This window comes from Nocardioides sp. cx-173, from assembly GCF_021117365.1.
In the GTDB taxonomy this organism is placed as follows: domain Bacteria; phylum Actinomycetota; class Actinomycetes; order Propionibacteriales; family Nocardioidaceae; genus Nocardioides.
Genome location: NZ_CP088262.1, coordinates 3,700,727 through 3,721,999 on the forward strand (window position 1 = coordinate 3,700,727; position 21,273 = coordinate 3,721,999).

Below are 21,273 nucleotides of genomic sequence, written 5' to 3' on the forward strand. Positions count from 1 at the left end.
AAAGGGGTTTTGGAATGTCCGAAGACGCACGCAGAGCGCTCATTACAGGCGTCACCGGCCAAGATGGGGGCCACCTTGCCGAGCTGCTGCACGACCAGGGGTACGAGGTATTTGGGCTGCTGCGAGGACAACGTAACGCACGCAAAGAGGCGTTCGAGCGTGAGTTCCCCTATGTCCATCTCGTCGAGGCCGATCTGACGGACCAGACGTCGCTCATCCAGGCGGTGATCACCGCCGAGCCTCACGAGATCTACAACCTGGGTGCGATCAGCCACGTGGGTTACTCCTTCCGCAACCCGCAACTGACCGCAGACATCACGGCCAAGGGGGTGCTCAACCTGCTGGAGGCGGTCCGCATCACCGGCATGGCCGAGCGCACCCGCTTCTATCAAGCCTCGACGTCCGAAATGTTCGGTGGGCTTGACTACAACCGGCCCGGTAACGGCTATACCGAGGACTCGTTGTTCCACCCGCGGAGTCCCTATGGCGTGGCGAAGCTGTACGCGCACTGGATCGCGCGGAACTATCGCGAGAGCTACGGGATGTTCGTTTCGACTGGGATCCTCTTCAACCATGAGGGCGAGCGGCGCGGACTCGAGTTCGTGACGCGCAAGATCAGCAATGCGGTCGCCGCGATTCACCTCGGCCACCAAGACCACGTCGTGCTGGGTGATCTGCATCCCAAGCGCGACTGGGGCTACGCCGGCGACTACGTTCGCGGGATGTGGCAGATCCTGCAGCACTCGGAGCCGGACGACTTCGTCCTTGCCACGGGCGAGACGCACTCCATCGAGGAGTTCCTGACGCTTGCCTTCCAGGAAGTCGGAATCTCGGACTGGCGGCCTTACGTCCGGCAGGATCCCGCCTTCATGCGTCCGGCCGAGGTGGACATCCTCCTGGGCGACCCGACCAAGGCGGAAACGATACTGGGCTGGAAGCGGGAGGTGGACTTCCCGGGACTGGTCAAGCTCATGGTCCAGCACGATCTTCGGGTCCTCGGCCAGTGAGTTTGTCGCCCACGACAACTGTCGCCATCACAGGTGTCAATGGGTTCGTAGGGCGTCACCTGGCTCACGAGCTGCGTGCAGCAGGTCGACGGGTCATCGGCGTCGGCCGCGATGCGCAGGCTGTCGACCCGGACGTCCTTGACGGGGGCTACTTCCGGGCGGATCTCACAGCAGGTTGGCCCCCCCTTCCGCCCCTATCGGGGGTGGTTCACCTCGCTGGGCACTCAGCCGTGGGGCCCTCCTTCGAAGCCCCCGCGCGTTACGTCGCCGATAACACCGCCATGCTCATCAACCTGGGTCAGTCCATGCTGGCGGGCGCAGTGGTGGGTCGAGTCATCGTCGTCAGCAGCGGCGCCGTGTACGACGCCTCGCACGACGCTCCCATGGACGAGGCTGCGCCAGTGGGATACAGCTCGCCTTACGTGGTGAGCAAGGTGGCGGTGGAGGGGATGGCGCGGTACTACCGCGGGCGCGGTCAGGACATGGTCGTGGCGCGACCCTTCAACCACATCGGGCCAGGGCAGGGCGCCGGTTTCCTGGTGCCGGATCTCACGAGCGGGCTGCGGCACGCCATGATGTCCGACGGTGAACTCGCTGTCGGAGACCTCTCCACGGCGCGCGACTACACCGACGTCCGCGACGTGGTGCGGGCCTACCGTCTGATGCTCGACGCCGAGCTCGGGCACTGGGTGTACAACGTGTGCAGCGGGCAGGCGCGCAGCGGCACAGAGATCCTGGCGATCCTGCAGCAGAACACTGCCACAACCTCAGTGAGGTCGACGCTCGATCCGAGCCGCATCCGGCCGTCAGATCCGCGCGTGGTGCGCGGTGTCTCGGATCGGCTCCACGAAGCCACGGGATGGAGCCCTGTGATCAAGCTGGAGACGAGTCTGCGCGACTACGTCCAGGACTCCGCCTAGCGTCGCTCGCGGCATCCTCCACCTCTGAGTCCGGACCGAAGGTCCGGAGACAGCAGCCAAGCACGACGGCGACCAGGAGTCCTGTGGTGGACGAAAAAACGTTGCCAGACATCGTGCACACCAGCGTGGTGATCGTGGCCGCCCCTAGAGCGAGATCCTCCGGGCTCCCCATGCGGGCACTCACCACAACCCGTCGGAAACAAGCCACGACCAGCACCAGTAGGGCGATCAGCACCAAGGAGCCGAAGTTGACAAGCAGGTCGACGTAAGAGTTGTCGAGTCTGAGCAGGCGCGTACCAGTGCCGCTTGCCCCCTGGCCCAGCGGATTCGCGAACGCAGGCAGGATCCGACTCCCGAGCTGGAGTCGAGCTTGCAGGGAGTCGTCCTGAGCCAGCCCCTCGGAGGTGTACCGGTCGGTCGTGAGGATCGAGGAGTCGGGCGCCAGCCCCCCGAGGATCCTTCCCAGGATCCAAAGCCCGACAGCGGCCACTCCCACGATCACCATCAGGTTCTTCAGGCCACGCCCTCGAAGGGCGATGAAGGCGAGGGACACGACCAGGGCGAGTAGCGCGGTACGCACCCCCGTGAGGAGCACGGCAAACAGGATGACACCGATGACTGGCAAGGCAAACAAGCGATACACCAGGCTCGACTTGCCAGCGACTTGGACGATGCCCACGACGAGGCAATATCCCAGGACCACGGAGAAGGGCCCTGGGGACTCCGAGGCCCCGAAGACTCGGACCAGCCGTGGCAGAGGCTCGCCGACGCTGGCAAGCTTGCTGGCCACCATCCATTGCGCGTCCCACGACGGGAGTACGAAGAACTGGAAGATTCCGTAGGCGGCAAGAAGCCCCCCTCCTGGTACAGCGAGGCGGAACAGGGCTGGCCACAAGTTGGGAAGCCGACCAGTTGAGAGCAGCAGGATGGTGGCAAACGCTGCCGACTGGAGGATCACGGCGTACAGGACCCCGATGTTGCGCTCACCAATGACCACCTGTGTCACGAGAGGCAGCACGATGAGGACAACGAGAGCCCACTCGACAACCTGTGGTTTCCGATTCATCCGGCTCCTGGACATCAGGACCGCGATGCACACGAGAACAAGCGGCAATAGCAGTAGTGGGTCATAGTCCACCCGACCCGGCGAGAGCAGACGCCGTAAGAGGCCGAGCGTGCAAATGAACATCACCGCGAGGAGTAGGAGCGCGCGTGGGCGTAGGAAGGGTAGAAGGAGCAACGCAGCAAGCAGGATCGAGACCTGGAGCGGCGCCACGGCCGTCAGCGCACCGACCATGGCGCCGCCACCCAGCACCGCTCCTGTCAGCGCAGCGGAACCCGATGAACTCGCCCGGATGCGTGCAAGGGTGCCCATCATTGTCCGTTGGTCCTCAGCCTGAGGGTGGGCCGAAGATAGCCGGTCAACCATCGCACGTCCGCAGTCGTGACTAGGCCAAGTGGTTCCGAGAACCCCCCCCGCCTGAGGAAGAACCACCAAGCGAAGCTTGTCATCGCATAGCAAACGCTGCTAGTGATCGCGGCCCCGTGGATGCCGAGATGGGGCACCAGCATGATCAGTCCAATGGCTGTCACCGCCACTCCGCATACCTCACCAATCGACTGGGCACCTGGGCGACCCCGGGCCGCGAGAAGCGTGCCAAACATATAGCCGGCGAAACCAGCGAGCAGCCCCGGCAGGAGGAGATAGGAGATCACCGTCGCCTCCTTGTACTCCTGCCCGAAGAGCAAGGGGATCGCAACCGGCGCGAGAAGCGCAAACGCGCCGGCGAGACACGCTCCCGCCGCCACTGTCAGCCGGGTTACTCGTGCAGAGAACGCGTCGTCCCAGTCCGTCCCGGAGCGCACCAGAGCCACGCGTTGCGAGGCGGACACCACCATCAACGGCAACTGCGCCCAGGTGACGGCCACCGCATAGATACCGATCTCCTCCGCATCGATGAGGAATGCGAGGGCCACCTGGTCCAGCCGGACGTTGCTCAAGGCTGCGAACTGACCGAGCCACACTGCGACCGAGTAGCGCACAAAGGAGCTGCGCGGCGTCGCGAGGTCACTTGAGCCGCGGCCGGCCGCCAACATGCGTCTCACTTTTGGCAGCCAGGTGAGCGTGGCCAGGGTTCCGGTCACCACGATCACAAGAGTCGCTGTCACCGCCGTGAGGGCCCCAACGGCGGCCAAAACAAGAATTGCTGCAAAGCGCGTGATCGTGGTGGCCCACGCCTCTTTAGAGGCGGACCCGAAGCGCCTATCGGCCTGGAGCAGCGCCCGAAGGCAGTCGAGCGGAAGAACGATCGGCAAACAGAGCGCCACGACCAGCAACGAGTCGCGGTATGGGGGGCCGGTCAACCACGCCCAGCCAAGCATCGCCCCGGTGCCGACAAGACTGAGGCCGACGATCCCCTGCAACAACTTGACGTAGATTCGGCGAGTGAGCGCGCCGCGGGCACCGAAATGGAGCACTGCAGCGGGAATGCCGACGGCGAAGACCATCGGCGCCAACGCCAGCGTTGCCATACTGACAGCCAGTACACCTCGTCCCTCCGGGGCGAGCGTCCGGGCCAGGATCGGACCCGTCACAAGGGAGAACGCCGGAGCCGCCAAGTTCCCCAGCAGCGTCACCTGAACTCCGCCCAGCTTGCGCTTGGCTATGGCAGCCTCCCCAGGAGGTCACGCACGCCCGCCCCAGCTGTGCGAATTTCGCTGCGCCCTACGGTTGGTCGCGCTCCGTCGACGTGACTGACCAGTTGGGCCACCCACTCGTCCTCATTGCGGAGGCAGACGAGATGCGCGAGCCCGGTCGAGTCCTTGCCGAAGCCGGTCGTGTAGATCGGAAGGTCCAGCTCCGCAGTCTCCAACAACTTCTGCTGCGTCCCACTCCCGTAGTCCACGGGCACGACCACGCCACTCACAGAGGAGTAGAAGTCCCCCTTGTCCGGGACCCTGCCCAGCGTCACCACGCCCGGAGCGGCTTCGACTGGAATGTTTCCAGCGACTGCCAATGTCGCCTGCGGGCGAGCCGCCACGACCTCGGGCCACACGACCCTCAGGAACCAACGCATGCCATCGACGTTGGGCGCCCAGCCGCTTCCAAGGAAACCGAAGTCGTACGTAGGCATCGCGGCAGGTGATCGGCGCACCTGCTCAACCTCGTTGGGTATCCAAGCCACGGGCGTCGATGAGATCCGTCGCAACGGCTCGACATCGCGTGGCCCGGCCAGCGTGATCTGGTCGACGCCTTCCGCCAGTCGTCGCTCGAAATTGCGATACCGCGCTGTCAACCAGCGCGAGTGCAACCGGAGGACAGGTCTGACAGAGCGTGCCTTCGACCGGGTCTCGTGGTAGGTGCTGAACGAGTCACCGTCCCAGACGACAAGCGGTGTCTTGTGGTCCGATCTGGAACCAGGTGACGGGACCAGCGGCCATACGGAGAACATCAGCAGGTCGACCCCGCTCGCACGAGCAGCCCGGACATACTCATCCGCGATGAGTGAGCGAGCTCGCGCCCATCGGTCTGGCGCCACACGTCGCCACAGGGAGCTGATGTCCGGCAGTCGTCTGCCTTCGTGCCGATATCTCCAGTTCTCTCCCGTCGGTACGGGCTGCGAGCTTGGTTCGGGCGCAATGTCCATGAGGGTCGTCTCAGCGGATCGCGCGAAGTGACGGAGCAAGTGCAGTGTGCGCATCGAACCGGAGTCCGCCACTGGCATGCCCCAGTGCACTACCCACACACGTGGCCGATCAGCCATCGCAGAGCTTTCCTGGTCCACGACCTCGCACAAAGACTTCCCACCATCCGCACAGCTCGACAACCGCGACCTCCCGCTTCGCCCTCCGCATGGCCCATCGAGCCAGCTCCCTTACCGGCGGCAGACGCGGCCACAGCCACGAGCGCCGTTTCAACCGAATCCCTTGCGTGGCCAAACGGTTGTGCTCCGACCGGGCGAGAGCCGTCGGGCTAGCACCTGTGCCCATGGTGCCACCGACGCTGTGCAGACAAGGCGTATCTGCGACCCCCAGCGCCTCGAATCGTACGCCGTTGTAACGGTGAGAAGTGACCCATTTGCGCTCATCAAGTAGCCCACTAGCTGTGTGGACGATCTCCGGCTGGTCTAAGTGGCACTGAACCGGTGCAACTGCGCCAGCCATGGGCTCAGCGAGACAGCTTCGAATAGCTCTAAAGCTCACGCAAGTGACCAGGGCATCGTTCATCACGACCAGCGCCGCACCCGTCGGGGACACAGCGATACCAGTGTTCAGCGCAGCCGGTATGCCCCCATTGACCTCGATTCGCACGACTTGGAGCTCATCGGGAATCACCTCCGGAAGCGGGGCGAATGACTCGCGCGAACTGCCATTGTCAACCTCCACGACATTGTTTGACACATGGGAAGCATTGAGACTCGCCTGCGCGGTCAACGTCAAAGTCGGGGTCCCGTAGTTGAGGACGACTGCGGTCATGCCTGACTGCGATACTTCATCCATCAGTTGCCTCCCAGATGCTCAAGGAACGGGTGGGCTGTCGCCTAGCCAACGAGGTATTGGTTCAACAGACAGGGCGAGGTCAGTGCTCAAGGCGACTCTCTTCCCAGCCTTGGGAACAGAGTGGGTGCAGACCAAGGGCTGCGGCGCCCAGGCCACCTCAGGCGTGTGATCACCCAGAGCGCCACCTCGAAACGGATTGCTCGCCGTTGCCGATGCAAGGCCACGCGGCCCATCGCCGAAGCGAGCACCCCCGTACGCGCCGGATGCCGCATCATTCGGAGCGCGAGCGCGGTTGGTCGGTGGCTGGATGCCCTTGCGCCCTCGATCGCCAGTCCAGCGAGAAATGTGTTCCTCAAGCGCGCGCGCGCCATTCCCGGTCGTGCCACACCGTTGGCGCAGACGGTGAGCGCCTGGGGGTCACGTCTTCCCATGAGCTCGTGAGCAGCCACAGCGAGCTCGGCCAACTCATCGAGCCCGTGCCCGCCGGCACCAAGGTTTGCATGAAGATCGCTTCGTACCCGCGCCGCGAACCCAAGTTCGCGGGTTACCTGAAGAGCGTCGCCGTCGGGCGACACGAGAGGCCGGGTGGCTTGCAGCGCGTACGCAGCAGGGTCCTGACGGAACCAGACTTTCGATCCCGACTCGCGCAGGACGACCAGATCAGAGAGGAACGGGTCCCAGCGCAGCCCGACGCGGTCCACATAGAACCCGAGCGCGAACTCCGCGACGAACGTGCGGTATCCGTACTCCAAGTACGCCTCTCGAAAGGCAGGTATAGCTCCGTACAGCCCGAACAGTGTGTCCGCGTCCGAGCGGACAAGGACCCCCGCCAGGTCGGACGGAGTGAGTCGGGACGCAAGCCGTCGAGGAAGACGGCTGCGCCCGGATCGGATAGCCCGCTCCACTTCTCCCTCAACGTTCCAAAGCACGTCAGGGCGGGTGCGGACCACGAGGTCGTACGGCCCGTTCCGATGGGACTCGTGCCCTCGCACGAGGGTGTAACCGCGCTCCAGGCTCCGCCACATCGACGCGAAGTGTCTGGATCTGCGATCGTCGATCTCGATTCCCGTGGAGGATGATGGAAAGACCACCTCGTCGGGCAGGTCAGGCTGGGGTTCCACGACCGTCGATGAGGGCTCGAGGCGCGCCAGAGCGCGGAGATTCGCCGCTAGGGCAGCCGGAGGGCTGGCGGTCTGCTCCCACGAGTGCACGAAGAGATCCACCTCATGGCGGGTCCTCAAGTTCCCCAGCCACTGGCCATGCGCACGCTCGAGCCTCGAGAGTGTGCGGAGCTCGCCCGCCATCAGCACGGCGATCCTCACTTATCCACCTCCCGTTCGGCGCCGCGAGCGACGGCTCTCCTTCCACCCAAGCGACGGCCGACGTCAGGCACCGAGGCAGTCGTCGACTGCGGCAACTGACACAGGCAGTTCCTCGAACAACCGAAGGTCCGAAGGAATGCCTAGTCCATACATGCCGTCGGCCTCCGACCCCACGTTGAAGAACCCCACCTTGGCGCCCTCGGAGATCAACTCGTTGTAGACGGGCGCGACGTAGAACTCGCCGTTAACCCGCAACTCCTTCTCGATCATCGCCTCGGCCCCACGCACGAAGTCACTGCCCCGCTTGAAGTTGTAGATTCCGACCGTTGCCTCGTCGGAGACCACGACCTTCTCGAGCACCTCGGTTATCTCACCATTGTCACCGAACCGCACAAACGACCACTTGGGGTCGTCTGCGGTCATCGTCATGATCAACGCATCCAGGGACTGGGAATCGAACTCCGCGAGATAGTCGTCGATCGACGCATTAACGTACTGGTCCGAGTTTGCAATCATAAGGGGCGAGTCGTTGTCGATGAAGTCCTTGGCGAGGAGAACGGTGCACGCGGCTCCCTCGGTGACCGAGTCGACCGGAACGATCACGCACTCTGCCTTGGACCACTCGCGAAGTTTGTCGGCAAGACCAAACGTGTCGAGGTGCTGGCGCAGGCAGAGGAAGATGTAACGCACCTCAACCTCGCTGGGGCGCAGGTTCTCGATCACCACACGGACCATCGGCACCTGTCCGCGCACGGGGATCAACGGCTTCGGCAACTCGTATCCTGCGTCCGCGAACCGTGAGCCACGCCCGGCCATGGGGATGACGATGTTGATCATGCGTCCATCCTCTGAGCGACCGGAGCGGCGTCGATGACGTCGTCGGCGCGGTCCAGGTACTTGTCATCGGTAGCACCCGGTAGCTTCACGACCACGTTCGTGACTTCCGTGAGCGCCTTGAAATCGGTGCCCTCCCGGGGCGGGATCACCAGGATCTCACCGGCGCCATACCGCCTGCCGTTCATCTCGACCTCTCCGGAGACGATGACGGTGATCTCAGTGGCAAGACGGTGGTAGTGCCAGTCCTCGTAGTCGCCGGCCGCATAGGACTTGACCCCAACCTCGACGTTCCCGGTCCGGAACAGCGTCGGCTCGAAGTCGCCGACGAACCAGCCTCTGACCATGTCCTGCAGATGTGCGACGTTCATGAAGCTTCCTTGTCGTGGAGATGGCTTTCGTAGTCTGAGACGCCTTGTGGATCAGCAAGAGAGTGATACATCAAGCGGGTGGTCTCAAAGACGCCGATCCGCTTCTGGGCCAGGATCAGCTCGTTGTAAACAGGGCAGACGTAGAAGGAGCCACCGACGTCCGCGCCTTTGCGGATCGACTCGAAAGCAGCCGTGACGAAGTCGCTGCCACGCCGGAAGTAGTAGATGCCCACCGTGGCCATCCGGCTGATCGGTCGCTTCTCTGCCGTCTCAACCACAAGGCCCACGGCATCGAGTTTCACGTACGACCAGCGAGGGTGAACGGCGTCAAAGACGACAATGCCTCCATCGAGTTGCCGTTCACGAAACGACGCCAGCACCTCGCGGATGTCCAAGTCGACGATCAGGTCGCCGTTGCAGACGAGGAGCTCCTCGTCGTTGTTTATCGACTCGATGGCCAGGAGCGCGGTGCAGGCCGCTCCACCCGTCGGCTCCTGGACAGGGATGACGTTAGCACCGCCGACCAGCAACCGCAGCACGTCGTCAGTGTGGAAGGACTGCAGTTCGTGGTCCTTCACCAGGAAAGTCGACCGAGTCTCGGGGGCCGCATGTAGCTCCGCGAAGTTCTCCACCACATGCTCGACGAGTGGCCTACCACTTACCTCAACGAGGTTCTTGGGGTAGCGGAAACCCGAAGCTACGAACGCCTCGTCGGAGCCGGCCATCAGGCTGACGATGTTCACTGTGCCCCCTGCTCGACCTGCGCGATGCGTGACTTGATCGACTCGTAGTCGACGTCATAGACGTCGCGCACGACCAGGAGGTGGCCGCCCGCCTCCCGCGCGGCGCGCACCCCGTTCTCGTTGTCTTCGACCACGAGACACTCGCCAGGGTCGAAGCCGAGACGCGCGAAGGCCTTCTCGTAGATCTCCGGCGACGGCTTGCCGTTGGCCACGTCCTCGTTCGACAGAACGGCGGACAGGTATTTTGACAGGTTCGCCTTGTCCATCATGATCTCCACGCTGTTGCGGACACTGTTGGACGCCACGGCCACCTTGTAGCCATCAGCCACGAGGTTGGAAAGGGCGTACTCGTGCTGGAACATCGGCTTGCACTTAGCGTGGATGATTTCCATGGTGTACATCTGCTTCATCTCGTTGAGGAACCCATGGAGCTCTGTGGGCAGCCCGCGCTCTTTCGTGAGCATGTCGAGCTTGCGGCGCGTGGGCAGCCCGTCGTAGGTGATGAGGTGGTCGTAGCGACTGATCGAATTCCCGAACAGTGCGAGGGCCCTGTTCAGCGCCTCGTAGTGCCATTCCTTGGCGTCGATCAGCACACCGTCCATGTCGAAGACGACGGCACGGATCTGGGTCATACCACCCTGCTTTCGAAAAAGTGCGCGGCATCTCGTGGGAGGTCGGTACACAGCATGAGGTTCTCGTCGGCGACCAGACCATCGAGTTGTGCCTGCAAGCGATCCCACAGAGGCCGGTGGTTGCGTCCGTGGAGCTCGCTCGACACGATGCACACGCGCTTACCGATGGCGAGGTGGGCTCCGATGAGCTTGTGGTCGAACCAGCCTTCGCTGGTGAAGGAGTCGACCCACACCCCTGCGGACTCCGCGTAGTAGGCCGGAAGAGTTTCCACGTCGCTCTGCCGGGTGAACACGGCGTGGCCTCGCGCCAGGTAGCTGCGCATGTCCGGCACTGACATGTCGAAGACGAATGCCTCCGAGATGTCCCGGGACCGCAACTCGGCGTCGATCGCGTCGCAGAGTCCGTCCGCCTTGACGTTCAGGGCCAACGGAAGCTGCTTGCCCCTCGCGCCCGACGAAAGGTAGAGATCGAGGAAGTCGACGAGACGTACAGGGCTGTCCCCCGCGAGTGGCGGGTCATGGCTGACCACCAGATCCCCCAACGCGTCGCGAACATCGGTTTCGAGGCCGAAACCCTCCTCGAAAGAGCGCTCGAACGCACGCCAACCGTTCTTCTCCTCCGGCCGCGTCCAGAAACCTCGGTGACTGAGGATTAACATTGCCATGCTCTGGTGACCGCCGGGCGAGCCGAGCGTATCGCCACTGCACCGTGGCGGGAGCGGTCAGGCTGGTGCGTCACGGGTGTCGGCCTCATCTCAACGCGCTAATGCACGCATATTGCGGTAATGCACGCATATTACGGTCACGCGGCGCCAGCGGCATCGCAGGGCCGGTCGCCGGACCGCCACGCTCCCTATCGAGAGACTAGGCTGGCTGAGTCGTCCGCCCGGGACGCTGCTGAACAGGAGTGATGGTCACGTGGATGTGCGCGGCTACCTTCGGCTTCTCGGGCAGCGCTGGGTCCTGATCGTCTCCGTGGCCCTGGCTGTCGTAGCCGGGGCTGTCGCGGTCACCTACACAACGTCCCCGGAGTACGCCTCGACGGCGCGCCTATACGTCGCCACGGCAAAGTCCAGCTCAATCGATGCGTACCGAGCCGGCGAATTGTCCGAGCAAAGAATCGCCTCGTACAGCGAGCTTTCTCGGAGCCGAGAGTTGGCCGCAGCAGTCATCGAGAGGCTCGGCCTCGCGATGGACCCCGGTCAGCTTGCTGGCCAGGTGACGACGGAGGTCGTACCGAAGACCGTCATCCTCGCCCTGACAGTGACGGCACCGGATCCAGCTCAGGCGCAGTCGCTCACCCAGGGCTACGCAGCGGTGTTCATCGACATGATCCGGGAGCTGGAGACCCCGCAAGGACTGAAGTCGTCGCCAATCAAGGCCACCATCGTGGATTCGGCTGCTCTCTCGAGCGAGCCGGTGTCGCCTCAGCCTGGTAAGAGCCTCGGACTCGCGGTCGTCGTCGGGCTCCTATTCGGTCTCAGCTACGCCGTACTGAGGGACTCTTTGGACGAAACCATCACCTCGATTGCCGAGCTCGCACTCCTCTCCGACGCTCCTCTGCTCGCAACGATTAACTACGACGCCGGAATCGCGCGAAGCCGTCTCATCACATCTGTATCTCCTTACTCGCCAAGCATTGAGTCCTTCCGCGTTCTCCGGACGAACCTGCAGTTCGCGGACGTCGACGCCAGGCGACGCGTGGTCGTCGTCACGTCAGCGCTGCAGGCAGAGGGGAAGACGACCGCGGCGCTCAACCTGGCCCTGGCCCTAGCGGCGGCCGGGCAGCGGACGCTCCTGATCGAGGGCGACCTCCGACGATCTCAGGCCGCCTCGGCCCTCGGCATGGATGGTTCTGTGGGGTTGACCAGCATCCTCGTTGGTGACGTCAGTGCGGACGACGCCATCCAACGGCACCTCAACACCCCCTTGGATCTTCTCGCCAGTGGCGCGCCCCCTCCCAACCCGACCGAGCTCATCCAGTCAAAGCGCATGGCCGAACTACTGGCGTGGGCGCGGACGACCTACGACAAGGTCATCATCGACGCGCCTGGCTTGTTGCCTGTGACCGATGCAGCAATCCTCGCCTCACTCTCCGACGGTGTAATGATCGTCGTTCGGCACGGCAAGTCCACACCCGCCCATCTTCGTTCGGCCGTAGACAGGCTTAACAGCGTTGATGCGAACATCCTCGGCTTGGTCTTTTGCATGGTCCCGGAACGCGGGGTCCCGACAGCCCGCCGCTACAGCGCCACTGTCACCTCATGAGCGCAGTGCGGCGAACAGGTGCTGCACCCCGGCGCTGTCGCGAGGATGCACCCGTTCGAACGAGGATGGCCGCCCCTGGACTCGATTTAACCTCCGACGGCCGTCTCGCGCCGCTGCGTGCGTCGCCTTCACTCAAGGCAACCGACCTAGACCCTTGGGTACCCAAGGCCGAGCCAAATCCGCCCACTAGCATCTGGACTGTCCGGCGGCATGGTGGCGCCGGCGAACAGGAGACGATTCGTGGAACTTCGGGACTACCTGCGTGTGGTGCGCAGACGCTGGGGCGTGATCGCTGTCGCAGCCCTGCTGGGCCTCGGGGTCGCCGCCCTCTTGACCTACACGGCCACACCGAAATATGCCTCCTCGGTCAAGCTCTACGTATCGACGGCTCAGTCGAGCACGTCAGCTGCTCTGGAGAGCGGCTTGCTCTCACAACAGCGAATCTTCTCCTACACCGACTTCGCAACGAGCCGCGAGCTCGCCGCTCAGGTGGTCAACGAGCTCGACCTCGAGGTGACACCCGGAGAGCTGATCGGCAAGGTGAGCGCGGTCGTAGTCCCGGACACGGTGGTTCTCGAGCTCACAGTCACCGACCCTGACCCGGCCCAGGCAAGGGCCCTGGCGCAGGCTTACGCCGAGGGCTTGAGCGACATGGTGCGGGAGTTCGAAACGCCTCCCGGGAAAGAGGTCGCTCCGCCCATCAAGATGTCGATCGTGGATGCCGCATCCCAGCCTGGGGCCCCGGTGTCACCGCGACCAACTCGCAACATGGCAGTCGGCCTGCTTCTCGGGCTCGCCTTTGGCGTCGGCGGAGCGCTCGTGCGCGAGAACCTCGACACCAGTGTGAAATCGCTGGAAGACGTCACGGGCTTCACTGCGGCTCCACTGCTCGGCGCCATCGCCTATGACACGACCGCACGACAGGCACCCCTCGTCAGCAACCTGGGCTCCCACACCCCGCGGGTGGAGTCCTTCCGCGTCCTGCGGACCAACCTGCAGTTCGTCGATGTCGACACCACCGACAAGGTGTTCGTGGTGACCTCGGCGGTGCCGTCGGAGGGCAAGACCTCGACCTCGGTCAACCTCGCGATCACGCTGGCGCAGGCCGGCGTGCGCACCCTGCTGATCGAGTGTGACCTTCGTCGCCCGCACGCGGCCGCCTCGCTCGAGATGGACAACGCCGTCGGGGTGACAACCGTGCTGCTCGGCAGGGTTTCCGTCTCCGACGCCATCCAGAAGCACGAGCAGAGCGACCTGCACTTCCTGGGCAGCGGCGCGATCCCGCCTAACCCGGCCGAGCTCCTGCAGTCGCGCGCTATGGCCGACCTGCTCTCCCAGGTGCGCAGCGAGTACGACATGGTCATCGTCGACGCGCCGCCGTTGCTGCCCGTCACCGACGCCTCACTGCTGGCGGCCCAGTCCGACGGCGCGCTGGTGGTGGTCTGCCACGGCAAGACCTCGAAGGACGAGCTCGCCAACGCGATCGGCCGCGTCGAGCAGGTGGGCGGCAAGGTAGTCGGCATCGTGCTCAACATGGTGCCCACGAGTCGCCGCTACGGCGGCGCCTACGGCTACGGCTACGGCTACGCGCCACTGGTCGAGTCGACGACGCCCTCGCGGGGCCGACGCAAGGAGCTCAGAAGCACGCAGAAGGAGCGTGCGACGACGAGCTCCCGGCGACGACTCCCGGAGTGACGGACACCTCGGTGTCCCCACGCTGGTTCGCCCCAGTGGTCATGCGCCACGACAGGTCCACCGTGAAGCGCGGGGGCAGCTGCGCCAGCAGCAAGGCGACCGGGCGCCCCTCCTCCACGACCGTCGTGATCTCCAGCGCCTCGCCGTTGAGCTGGACGTCGGAGACGGTCCCCCCGACCGGCGCGTAGAGGTTGATGAGCACCGTCTGGGCGCCGGGCTTGGTGCCGTAGTTTCCCGCACCCGTGATGTAGTCGGGCAGCTTGGCGGCGTCCTCCGGAGCGGCGGAGGTGAGGTGGGCTGTGCCCGACAGGCCCTGGGTCCCGTCCTTGCAGTACGTCGCGTCGACCTGGACGTCGTAGCGCAGGAAGTAGGACATCTTCGCGCCCGTGGCGTCGTTGATGTAGAACCCGACCTGCGGCGCCGCCTTCGGGTCGCGCACCAGCTCACCGGCCACCTGGGTCCCCGACAGGAGCTGTTGCTCCTCATCGAAGGAGTGCACGTAGAGGCGATGCTCGTCGGTGCCCCGTGCCAGCGCGCGGATCAGCTCCTCCGGAGATCCCACACCAGAGGACACCCGCTCGAACACCGCCCTGGCCACCTCACGGAAGAACGCATCCTGCTCGATGGGCACCGGGAGCCGGAGGTAGGTCTGGTGGAGCAGCTCGTCCACCACGTTCTCGGACGACAGGGCGACGTCCCCGACCTGGATCGGTCCCGTGGCCTTGAGGATGTAGGACAGCGCGACCGGGTCCAGCGAGAGGACCCCGTCGATGTCATCGTCGTAGACGTTCTCCCAGTGCGCCTTCATCAGCTCCGCCGTGCGCGGGAAGTCGGCCGTGAAGTTGGAGTCGACGAAGTACGTCCCGAGCAGGGTGTCGTAGATGCCGTACTCCGCTTTAGTGAGCGGCAGGATCGGCTTGGCGGTCTTGGGGATGGTGTTGGTCGCGACCTGGCGGGTCATCTCGACCTTGCCGGCCTCGGCACGCACGACCGACACCGCGCCGGGCAGGCCGCCGGTGGCGCGGATCTCGGCGTTGTTCTGGAAGACCAACAGGTAGTTGCGTGGGCCTTGCTGGCCGAGCATCGCCGGCATCACGCGCAGCGCGGTGTCCGCCGAGGCCAGGCCGGACGCGACATCGGAGACCTGCTTGGCCAGGTCGCGATACTTCGTCTTCAGCGGCTGGATGAAGCCCGACGAGTCCTCGCCCGACAGCCGCTCGTCGGCACGGCCGAACGCCACCGCGCCCTGGGCCACTGGCTTCTGCAGCGCGGCCACCGCCTTGAGCGGGATCTGGCCGTCGCGGGGCAGGATCGCCTCGAGGTCGGTCGCGGTCGTGGTGAGTGGCTCGATGTCGTCGCTGAGGTCGGCCATCACGCCGCTCACCGTGCGGACGCCACGTGCGTCGTCGCCGAACGAGGGCACGTGGGTCAGCAGCGACCAGGTCTTGCCCTGGGTGCGCTCGGCGGCCTTCGCGCTGTGGTCCTGCAGTGCCGCCAGCGCCGCATCCGTGCCCACGTCGTTCCCGGCCTGCACAGCAGCCTGGAGGGCCTGCGCATCGGCGGCGGCGGCCGAGAGGTCGCGGTTGACCTGCCAGGCCTGCCAGCCCACCCAGGCGCCCCCGAGCACCACGAGGCCGAGCAACGCCAGAAGGAGGAACCGCACGGGCCGTGTAGGACGCATGGCGCAAACCCTAACGGCGACGACACCGGATGCCTTTTCGGCGTCCCGATTTCAGGAAATGCAAAGAACAGGCCCCGACCGAAGCCGGGGCCTGTTCTGCGAGAATTCCGGAAAGTCTAGATCTACTTCTTGACTCGGAAGGTCTTCGAGCGGTTGGAGGCCTTGTAGATGGAGTTCTTCGCGGGGGTGAACTTCACGGTCACCTTGTAGGCACCCACCTTGTTCAGCGCGCGGGTGGTGAACTTCTTGGCCTTGCCTCCGTAGGCGCCGCGCAGGGTCTGGCTGAAGCCGCCGCCGTTCTTCTTGATGGTGACCACGACGTTGCCCCTGACCACGCCGTTGCCCGCCCTGGTCGGCTTCACCGTGACGGTGATGGCGGCCTTCTTCTTGACCCGCACGCTCCCGGGCGCCTTGACCGTCGTCTTGGTCGCCACGCACGCCGTGTAGGGGCAGGCAGCGGTGGCCGAGGTCCCGGAGAACGCCACCAGGCCGGTCGCCATCAGGAACGAGGCCAGCAGGCCGATAATCAGCTTCTTCATCTCAGGATCTCCCCATGTAGTGCCCATAGACACCGATAAGTATTGAACGTGCGAGGACAGTCAAGCACAGCGCGGTATGCCTGTGGTGGGATCAGTGACTATCTGAGATGGCAAGACACATGTTCTTAACAAACTTTGCCTTTGGACGACGCGGAGTGGTCCGCATGAGCCATGCCTGGACGCCGATATCAGGTCATCGAGTACGGCGTGAGGTTGCGGTGGCCAGCAACTCGCGCGCCTCGCCCGGCGACATAGGTCGGCGCTGGGCGAGGTCCGCGAGAGCCACGGCGCGCTCCACCAGCTGGGCGTTGGAGTCCACCGGAACGCCGCGACTGATCGTGAGCACGTCCTCCATGCCGACCCGTAGGTGGCCACCCTTCGCGAGCGAGGCCAGCATCACCGGGAGCGTCGAGCGGCCGATTCCGGTCGCCGACCATGAGGTGACCGACTCGGGCAGCGCGGCCACCCCGGCCACCAGCGCATCTGCCGTGCCCGGCATCCCTCCTGGCACGCCCATCACGAAGTCGCAGTGCACCTTCCCTCCGGGCGGCGGCCCGTAGCGCTCTAGAAGCCGCCCCAGGGCGTGCGCGTGACCGAGGTCGAACAGCTCGAACTCGGGCACCACGTCTCGCTCCTGCGCCAGCTGGTAGAGCTCGCAGACGAACGGCCAGGGGTTGGCGAAGACGTCGTCACCGAAGTTGGTGGTGCCCATCGTCAGGCTGCACGAGTCGGGGCGGGCGTCGAGCACCTTCAGCCGCTTGTCGAGCGGGTCGTGCACTGAGCCGCCGGTGGAGAGCTGGACGATCAGGTCCGTCATCTCGTGGAGCGCGTCGACGGTCTCTGTCAGTAGCCCGAGGTCGAGGGTGGGCTGGTGCCCCGCGTCGCGGACGTGGACGTGGATCATCGCCGCGCCGGCGGCCTCACAGGACTGCGCCGTGGCCACAAGCTCCTCGAGCGTCGTCGGGAGCTGCGGGCACTCGGACTTCGGGGTCTCCGCGCCGGTGGGGGCGACGGTGATCAGCAGAGCCTCGGGAGGTACGGCGGGCATGGGCGCCATCGTGTCAGAGGCGGGCAGGTGTTTCGAGAGTCGGGCGTGTCGCGGGAGGTCTTGCGGTTTCTGCGGGTGGTGGCGGGGGTTTGTGGCGTTGGGGGTTTCGAGGCTCGCTTCGCTCGCACCTCAACCACCGGAGCGCGGCCACCGGAGGGGCACCGGGGCGGGAGGATGGGGGGATGCGAGCGGTGGTGCAGCGGGTCCTGTCGGCGTCGGTGACGGTGGATGGGACGGTCGTGGGCGCGATCGACGGACCGGGGCTGCTCGTGTACCTCGGCGTCACCCACGGGGACGGCGAGGTGGAGGTCGCTTGGATGGCCCGCAAGGTCTGGGACCTGCGGATCCTGCGTGAGCAGCGCTCGGCGTCGGAGGTGGGAGCGCCGGTGCTGGTGGTCAGCCAGTTCACGCTGTACGGCGATGCACGCAAGGGCCGGCGGCCGACCTGGCAGGCTGCGGCGCCCGGGCCGGTCAGCGAACCGGTGTACGAGAGCTTCTGCGCTGCGCTGGAGTCGCTCGGGGCGCGGGTCGGGCGGGGCTCCTTCGGGGCGGACATGCGCGTCGAGTCGGTCAATGATGGGCCGGTGACGCTGCTGCTGGAGCGGTGAGGGCGTGGTTTCGAGGCTCGCTGGCGCTCGCACCTCAACCACCGAGGGTGCGCGCGGGGCCGGGGGGTTTCGAGGATCGCTGGCGCTCGCACCTCAACCACCGAGACGCCAAAGCCCCCGGGTGGCGTGTCCTGGACACGCCGCCCGGGGGCGGGAGGATCAAATGCTGACGTTGACCTCGGCGACGGAGCCGACCGAGGCGACCACCCGCTTGTCCACGGGGTCGGCCTTGGGAGCCAGCGTGCGCAGGGTCCACTCCCCCTCGCCGGCGAAGAACCGGAAGTGGCCCGTCGCCGAGGTCGGGACCTCGGCGGTGAACTCACCGGTGCGGTCGAGCAGGCGCACGTAGGCGTTGCCGACGGGGTCCTCCCCGCGGAAGACCTGGCCCTGGATGATGGCCTCCTTCTTGACGTCCACGCCGTCGAGCGACAGGCCGCCCTCGGTCGCGCCGCACATCAGGCGTCACCAGGCTCGTCGCCGAGGGCGATCGGGACGCCCACGAGGGAGCCGTACTCGGTCCAGGAGCCGTCGTAGTTCTTGACGTTCTTGAGGCCGAGCAGCTCCTGCAGCACGAACCAGGTCAGCGACGAGCGCTCACCGATGCGGCACAGCGCGATCGTGTCCTTGGAGTCGTCCAGGCCGACCCCGGCGTAGAGCGCCTTGAGCTCCTCGTCGGACTTGAAGGTGCCGTCGTCGTTGCAGTTCTTGCTCCACGGCACGTTGAGCGAGGTGGGCACGTGGCCCGCGCGCTGGGCCTGCTCCTGCGGGAGGTGGGCCGGGGCCAGCAGGCGACCGGCGTACTCGTCGGGGCTGCGGACGTCGATCAGGTTCTGCACGCCGATGGCGGCCACGGCGTCGTCACGGAAGGCGCGGATCGAGGTGTCCTGGTCTGTCGCCGTGTACGACGTCTTCTCGCGGGTCGGCACCTCGTCGGTGAGCTCGCGGGAGTCGAGCTCCCACTTCTTGCGGCCGCCGTCCATCAGGACGACGTCCTGGTGGCCATAGAGCTTGAAGTACCAGTAGGCGTAGGCCGCGAACCAGTTGTTGTTGCCGCCGTAGAGGACGACCTTGTGGTCGTTGGAGACGCCACGGTCGGACAGCAGCGCCTCGAACTGCTCCTTGTTGACGAAGTCGCGGCGGACCTGGTCCTGGAGGTCGGTCGTCCAGTCCAGCTTGATCGCGTTCTTGATGTGGCCCTTGTCGTAGGCCGTGGTGTCCTCGTCGACCTCGATGATGACGATGTCGGGGTTGTCGATGTTGTCCTCCACCCACTGGGGGGAGACGAGCGAGCTCTCGCGAGACATGTGGTGTTGCCTTTCAGTTGGTTGCGGACCGGCCGGCGGCGACCGGGCCAGACGTGCTGGTGATGCGGCGGACGAGCAGGTAGAGCTCGCAGCCCAGGCAGAACCTGAAGACCGCGTTGAGCAGGGCGGCGGTGAGGGCGAGGCCCGTGGCCACGAGGCCGAGCACCGTCACGCCGGACAGGAGGCCGGCCAGGCCGACGAGGGCGAAGCCGAGACCGACCGTCTGGGCGAACCGCGGTGGCGCCGGGTCCTCCCACTCCGCGGCCTTGGTCAGCCGGGGGCGGACGAGCGTGCGGAAGAACCAGGAGTGCGGGGTGCGCTGGACTCCGAGCAGCGCCCCGATCGCGAAGAGGGCCGCCTGGACGGCCAGCAGGATCGTCGCGAAGGCGCTGGGCGCGGTGGCCAGCACCGTCGCCAGCACCACGGCCGTCACCGCAGCGTTGAGCTGCGGGCCGCGCGAGTCGATCTGGGTGGTCATGAGTCTCCTGTGTCCTGGCTTCGGGGAAGGCAGGGGCCCGTCGCGCTCGGTGCGCGCTCGGCTCGGCAGGAAACTAGAGTGATCTAGTAGACTTAGCGGAGCGGTGGACGGGACCCGTCAGGACATTCGACACAGGGACGAGTGCACGCGGCAGTGGTCCACTGCGCGCCGCTTCGTCAACCAGGTCGAGATCATGTCCCCAGAGTAGGGAGGTCGCGACCGTCGCACCCAACTCCATGTCCACATCATGGACTCCTCGTCCGAGATGTGAGACCTCGGGCGCGCCGTAAGCGTCGGGTCAGTCATGCGCAGGCCCTCCGCCGCCACCGCTCTGGGCGGCCAGCGCGTGAAGCACCTGCTCCTTGCGTGGGGCACCCGCGGCGCGGGTGACCTCCAGACCACGGGCATCGAGGAAGATCGTCGTAGGTGTGCGCAGGATGCCCAGGCGGCGTACGACGTCGAGGTGGTGCTCCGCGTCGACCTCGACGTGGGCCACCCCTGGGACGACCTCCGCGACGTCGGTGAGGATCCGGCGGGTGGCGCGACACGGCGCGCAGAACGCCGAGGAGAACTGCAGCAGCGTCGCGCGCTCGCCCAGCCGGTCTGCCCACTCGGTGCCGTCCAGCAGCGAGGCCGGGGCGCGCTCGGTGGGCGTTTGGGGAGGCGTCTCGGCGTCGCGGACCGGGTGGGTGCCGCGGAAGCGGCCGTCGGTCACGGCCCGGTAGGCGCCGAAGGCGAGCGCTGCGGCCACGGCGATGACGAGCACGAGGATTCCGGGGGGCACGTGGGGGCAACGAGGCGAGGGCCGTCGGCATTCCGGCCCTCGGCGGTCGAGCGGTCGGCCACCGCTCTCGACTCACCAGGTCTCGAGGCTCGTCGCTGGCGCTCCTCGCACCTCGACCACCGAACGACGCGGCCCCCTTCGGTGGGCGCCTGAGCCTCGAGACCGGTTAGCCGCCGGCGAAGGGCGGGAGGAACTGCAGGGTCGAGCCGGGCGGGATCTGGAGGGCGGCGGGGTCCTCGGTGGCGACGGGGCGGTCGCCGAGGAGGACCGAGCAGACCCCGATGACGTCCAGGAGTCGGGTGTCGGGGTGGAGGCGAGCGACGCGCTCGACCACCTCGGCCAGAGATATCGGCCCGGTTACAGAGAGCTCGTCGCCGTCGACTCCCGCCGCGGATCGTGCGGCGGCCCAGTAACGGACCTCGATGATCCCGGTCTCATTTAACTTGGAACGATCTACTGTGTCGGCCACGTTTCGCTACTCTTCTCCTCAGATTCGCCCGACCGGAGCCCAGCGTTGCGTTTCGGTCCCCGCCCCATTG

Annotated in this window: 22 protein-coding genes; 5 read left to right on the forward strand and 17 right to left on the reverse strand. The window is 65.7% G+C overall.

Annotated elements, in window-relative coordinates; genetic code table 11:
• The first annotated feature begins 14 nt into the window (after positions 1-14).
• Together LQ940_RS18110 and LQ940_RS18115 are read left to right on the forward strand one after the other, a co-directional pair.
• Positions 15-1,007, forward strand: a complete 993-nt coding sequence (locus LQ940_RS18110; protein WP_231244670.1) for a GDP-mannose 4,6-dehydratase — start codon at positions 15-17, stop codon at positions 1,005-1,007.
• On the forward strand, positions 1,004-1,927 hold the full coding sequence (locus LQ940_RS18115) for an NAD-dependent epimerase/dehydratase family protein (RefSeq protein WP_231244669.1): 924 nt from the start codon (positions 1,004-1,006) through the stop codon (positions 1,925-1,927). The genes LQ940_RS18110 and LQ940_RS18115 overlap by 4 nt, the downstream gene beginning before the upstream one ends.
• Here LQ940_RS18115 and LQ940_RS18120 read toward each other — a convergent pair.
• The 9 genes from LQ940_RS18120 to LQ940_RS18160 all read right to left on the reverse strand — a co-directional run bounded on the left by LQ940_RS18120 (position 1,881) and on the right by LQ940_RS18160 (position 10,988).
• A complete protein-coding gene (locus LQ940_RS18120) occupies positions 1,881-3,224 on the reverse strand; it encodes a hypothetical protein (protein WP_231244668.1) in 1,344 nt (447 codons plus the stop codon). The genes LQ940_RS18115 and LQ940_RS18120 overlap by 47 nt on opposite strands.
• A 77-nt stretch (positions 3,225-3,301) precedes the next feature.
• On the reverse strand, positions 3,302-4,564 hold the full coding sequence (locus tag LQ940_RS18125) for an oligosaccharide flippase family protein (protein ID WP_231244667.1): 1,263 nt from the start codon (positions 4,562-4,564) through the stop codon (positions 3,302-3,304).
• A 26-nt stretch (positions 4,565-4,590) separates the two neighbouring features.
• A complete protein-coding gene (locus tag LQ940_RS18130) occupies positions 4,591-5,223 on the reverse strand; it encodes a glycosyltransferase (RefSeq protein WP_231244666.1) in 633 nt (210 codons plus the stop codon).
• A gap of 1,290 nt (positions 5,224-6,513) precedes the next feature.
• Positions 6,514-7,749: a hypothetical protein gene (locus tag LQ940_RS18135; protein ID WP_231244665.1), complete on the reverse strand. Its 1,236-nt coding sequence runs from the start codon at positions 7,747-7,749 to the stop codon at positions 6,514-6,516.
• Positions 7,750-7,812: 63 nt separating this feature from the next.
• Positions 7,813-8,586 carry a glycosyltransferase family 2 protein gene (locus LQ940_RS18140; RefSeq protein ID WP_231244664.1) on the reverse strand — a complete coding sequence of 258 codons (774 nt, stop codon included), beginning with the start codon at positions 8,584-8,586 and terminating at the stop codon, positions 7,813-7,815.
• Positions 8,583-8,954 (reverse strand): cupin domain-containing protein, encoded by a 372-nt coding sequence (locus LQ940_RS18145; protein WP_231244663.1) that lies wholly within the window; start codon positions 8,952-8,954, stop codon positions 8,583-8,585. The genes LQ940_RS18140 and LQ940_RS18145 overlap by 4 nt, the downstream gene beginning before the upstream one ends.
• On the reverse strand, positions 8,951-9,697 hold the full coding sequence (locus LQ940_RS18150; RefSeq protein WP_231244662.1) for a glycosyltransferase family 2 protein: 747 nt from the start codon (positions 9,695-9,697) through the stop codon (positions 8,951-8,953). Before LQ940_RS18150 ends, LQ940_RS18145 begins: the two co-directional genes overlap by 4 nt.
• The gene (locus LQ940_RS18155; RefSeq protein ID WP_231244661.1) at positions 9,694-10,329 is read right to left on the reverse strand and encodes an HAD family hydrolase; all 636 of its coding nucleotides are present in this window, start codon (positions 10,327-10,329) and stop codon (positions 9,694-9,696) included. The genes LQ940_RS18150 and LQ940_RS18155 overlap by 4 nt, the downstream gene beginning before the upstream one ends.
• On the reverse strand, positions 10,326-10,988 hold the full coding sequence (locus LQ940_RS18160; RefSeq protein WP_231244660.1) for a hypothetical protein: 663 nt from the start codon (positions 10,986-10,988) through the stop codon (positions 10,326-10,328). Before LQ940_RS18160 ends, LQ940_RS18155 begins: the two co-directional genes overlap by 4 nt.
• Before the next feature lie 259 nt (positions 10,989-11,247).
• Here LQ940_RS18160 and LQ940_RS18165 point away from each other — a divergent pair, with 259 nt between their 5' ends.
• A complete protein-coding gene (locus LQ940_RS18165; protein ID WP_231244659.1) occupies positions 11,248-12,597 on the forward strand; it encodes a polysaccharide biosynthesis tyrosine autokinase in 1,350 nt (449 codons plus the stop codon).
• Positions 12,598-12,807: 210 nt separating this feature from the next.
• The gene (locus LQ940_RS18170) at positions 12,808-14,292 is read left to right on the forward strand and encodes a polysaccharide biosynthesis tyrosine autokinase (RefSeq protein WP_231365046.1); all 1,485 of its coding nucleotides are present in this window, start codon (positions 12,808-12,810) and stop codon (positions 14,290-14,292) included.
• Here the strand turns inward: LQ940_RS18170 and LQ940_RS18175 are convergent.
• From LQ940_RS18175 to LQ940_RS18185, 3 genes are all read right to left on the reverse strand, one after another.
• Positions 14,234-15,973, reverse strand: a complete 1,740-nt coding sequence (locus LQ940_RS18175; RefSeq protein WP_231244657.1) for a DUF4012 domain-containing protein — start codon at positions 15,971-15,973, stop codon at positions 14,234-14,236. The two genes, LQ940_RS18170 and LQ940_RS18175, sit on opposite strands and share 59 nt — an antisense overlap.
• Before the next feature lie 122 nt (positions 15,974-16,095).
• Positions 16,096-16,512 carry a hypothetical protein gene (locus LQ940_RS18180; RefSeq protein ID WP_231244656.1) on the reverse strand — a complete coding sequence of 139 codons (417 nt, stop codon included), beginning with the start codon at positions 16,510-16,512 and terminating at the stop codon, positions 16,096-16,098.
• Positions 16,513-16,705: 193 nt separating this feature from the next.
• Positions 16,706-17,560: a 3-keto-5-aminohexanoate cleavage protein gene (locus LQ940_RS18185; protein ID WP_231244655.1), complete on the reverse strand. Its 855-nt coding sequence runs from the start codon at positions 17,558-17,560 to the stop codon at positions 16,706-16,708.
• Positions 17,561-17,742: 182 nt separating this feature from the next.
• On the opposite strand from LQ940_RS18185, the gene dtd reads away from it, so the two are divergent.
• Positions 17,743-18,168, forward strand: coding sequence for a D-aminoacyl-tRNA deacylase (gene dtd, locus LQ940_RS18190; RefSeq protein WP_231244654.1), 426 nt, complete (start codon positions 17,743-17,745; stop codon positions 18,166-18,168).
• 159 nt (positions 18,169-18,327) lie between these two features.
• Here dtd and LQ940_RS18195 read toward each other — a convergent pair whose 3' ends face one another.
• From LQ940_RS18195 to LQ940_RS18215, 5 genes are all read right to left on the reverse strand, one after another.
• Positions 18,328-18,624, reverse strand: a complete 297-nt coding sequence (locus LQ940_RS18195; RefSeq protein WP_231244653.1) for a DUF1416 domain-containing protein — start codon at positions 18,622-18,624, stop codon at positions 18,328-18,330.
• Complete coding sequence (locus LQ940_RS18200) at positions 18,624-19,472, reverse strand: sulfurtransferase (RefSeq protein WP_231244652.1); 849 nt, start codon at positions 19,470-19,472, stop codon at positions 18,624-18,626. Before LQ940_RS18200 ends, LQ940_RS18195 begins: the two co-directional genes overlap by 1 nt.
• 13 nt (positions 19,473-19,485) lie before the next feature.
• Positions 19,486-19,950: a DUF4395 domain-containing protein gene (locus tag LQ940_RS18205; RefSeq protein ID WP_231244651.1), complete on the reverse strand. Its 465-nt coding sequence runs from the start codon at positions 19,948-19,950 to the stop codon at positions 19,486-19,488.
• A gap of 298 nt (positions 19,951-20,248) precedes the next feature.
• Positions 20,249-20,734: a thioredoxin family protein gene (locus LQ940_RS18210; RefSeq protein WP_231244650.1), complete on the reverse strand. Its 486-nt coding sequence runs from the start codon at positions 20,732-20,734 to the stop codon at positions 20,249-20,251.
• 166 nt (positions 20,735-20,900) lie between these two features.
• Positions 20,901-21,203, reverse strand: a complete 303-nt coding sequence (locus LQ940_RS18215; RefSeq protein ID WP_231244649.1) for a MoaD/ThiS family protein — start codon at positions 21,201-21,203, stop codon at positions 20,901-20,903.
• Between the last annotated feature and the right edge of the window lie 70 nt (positions 21,204-21,273).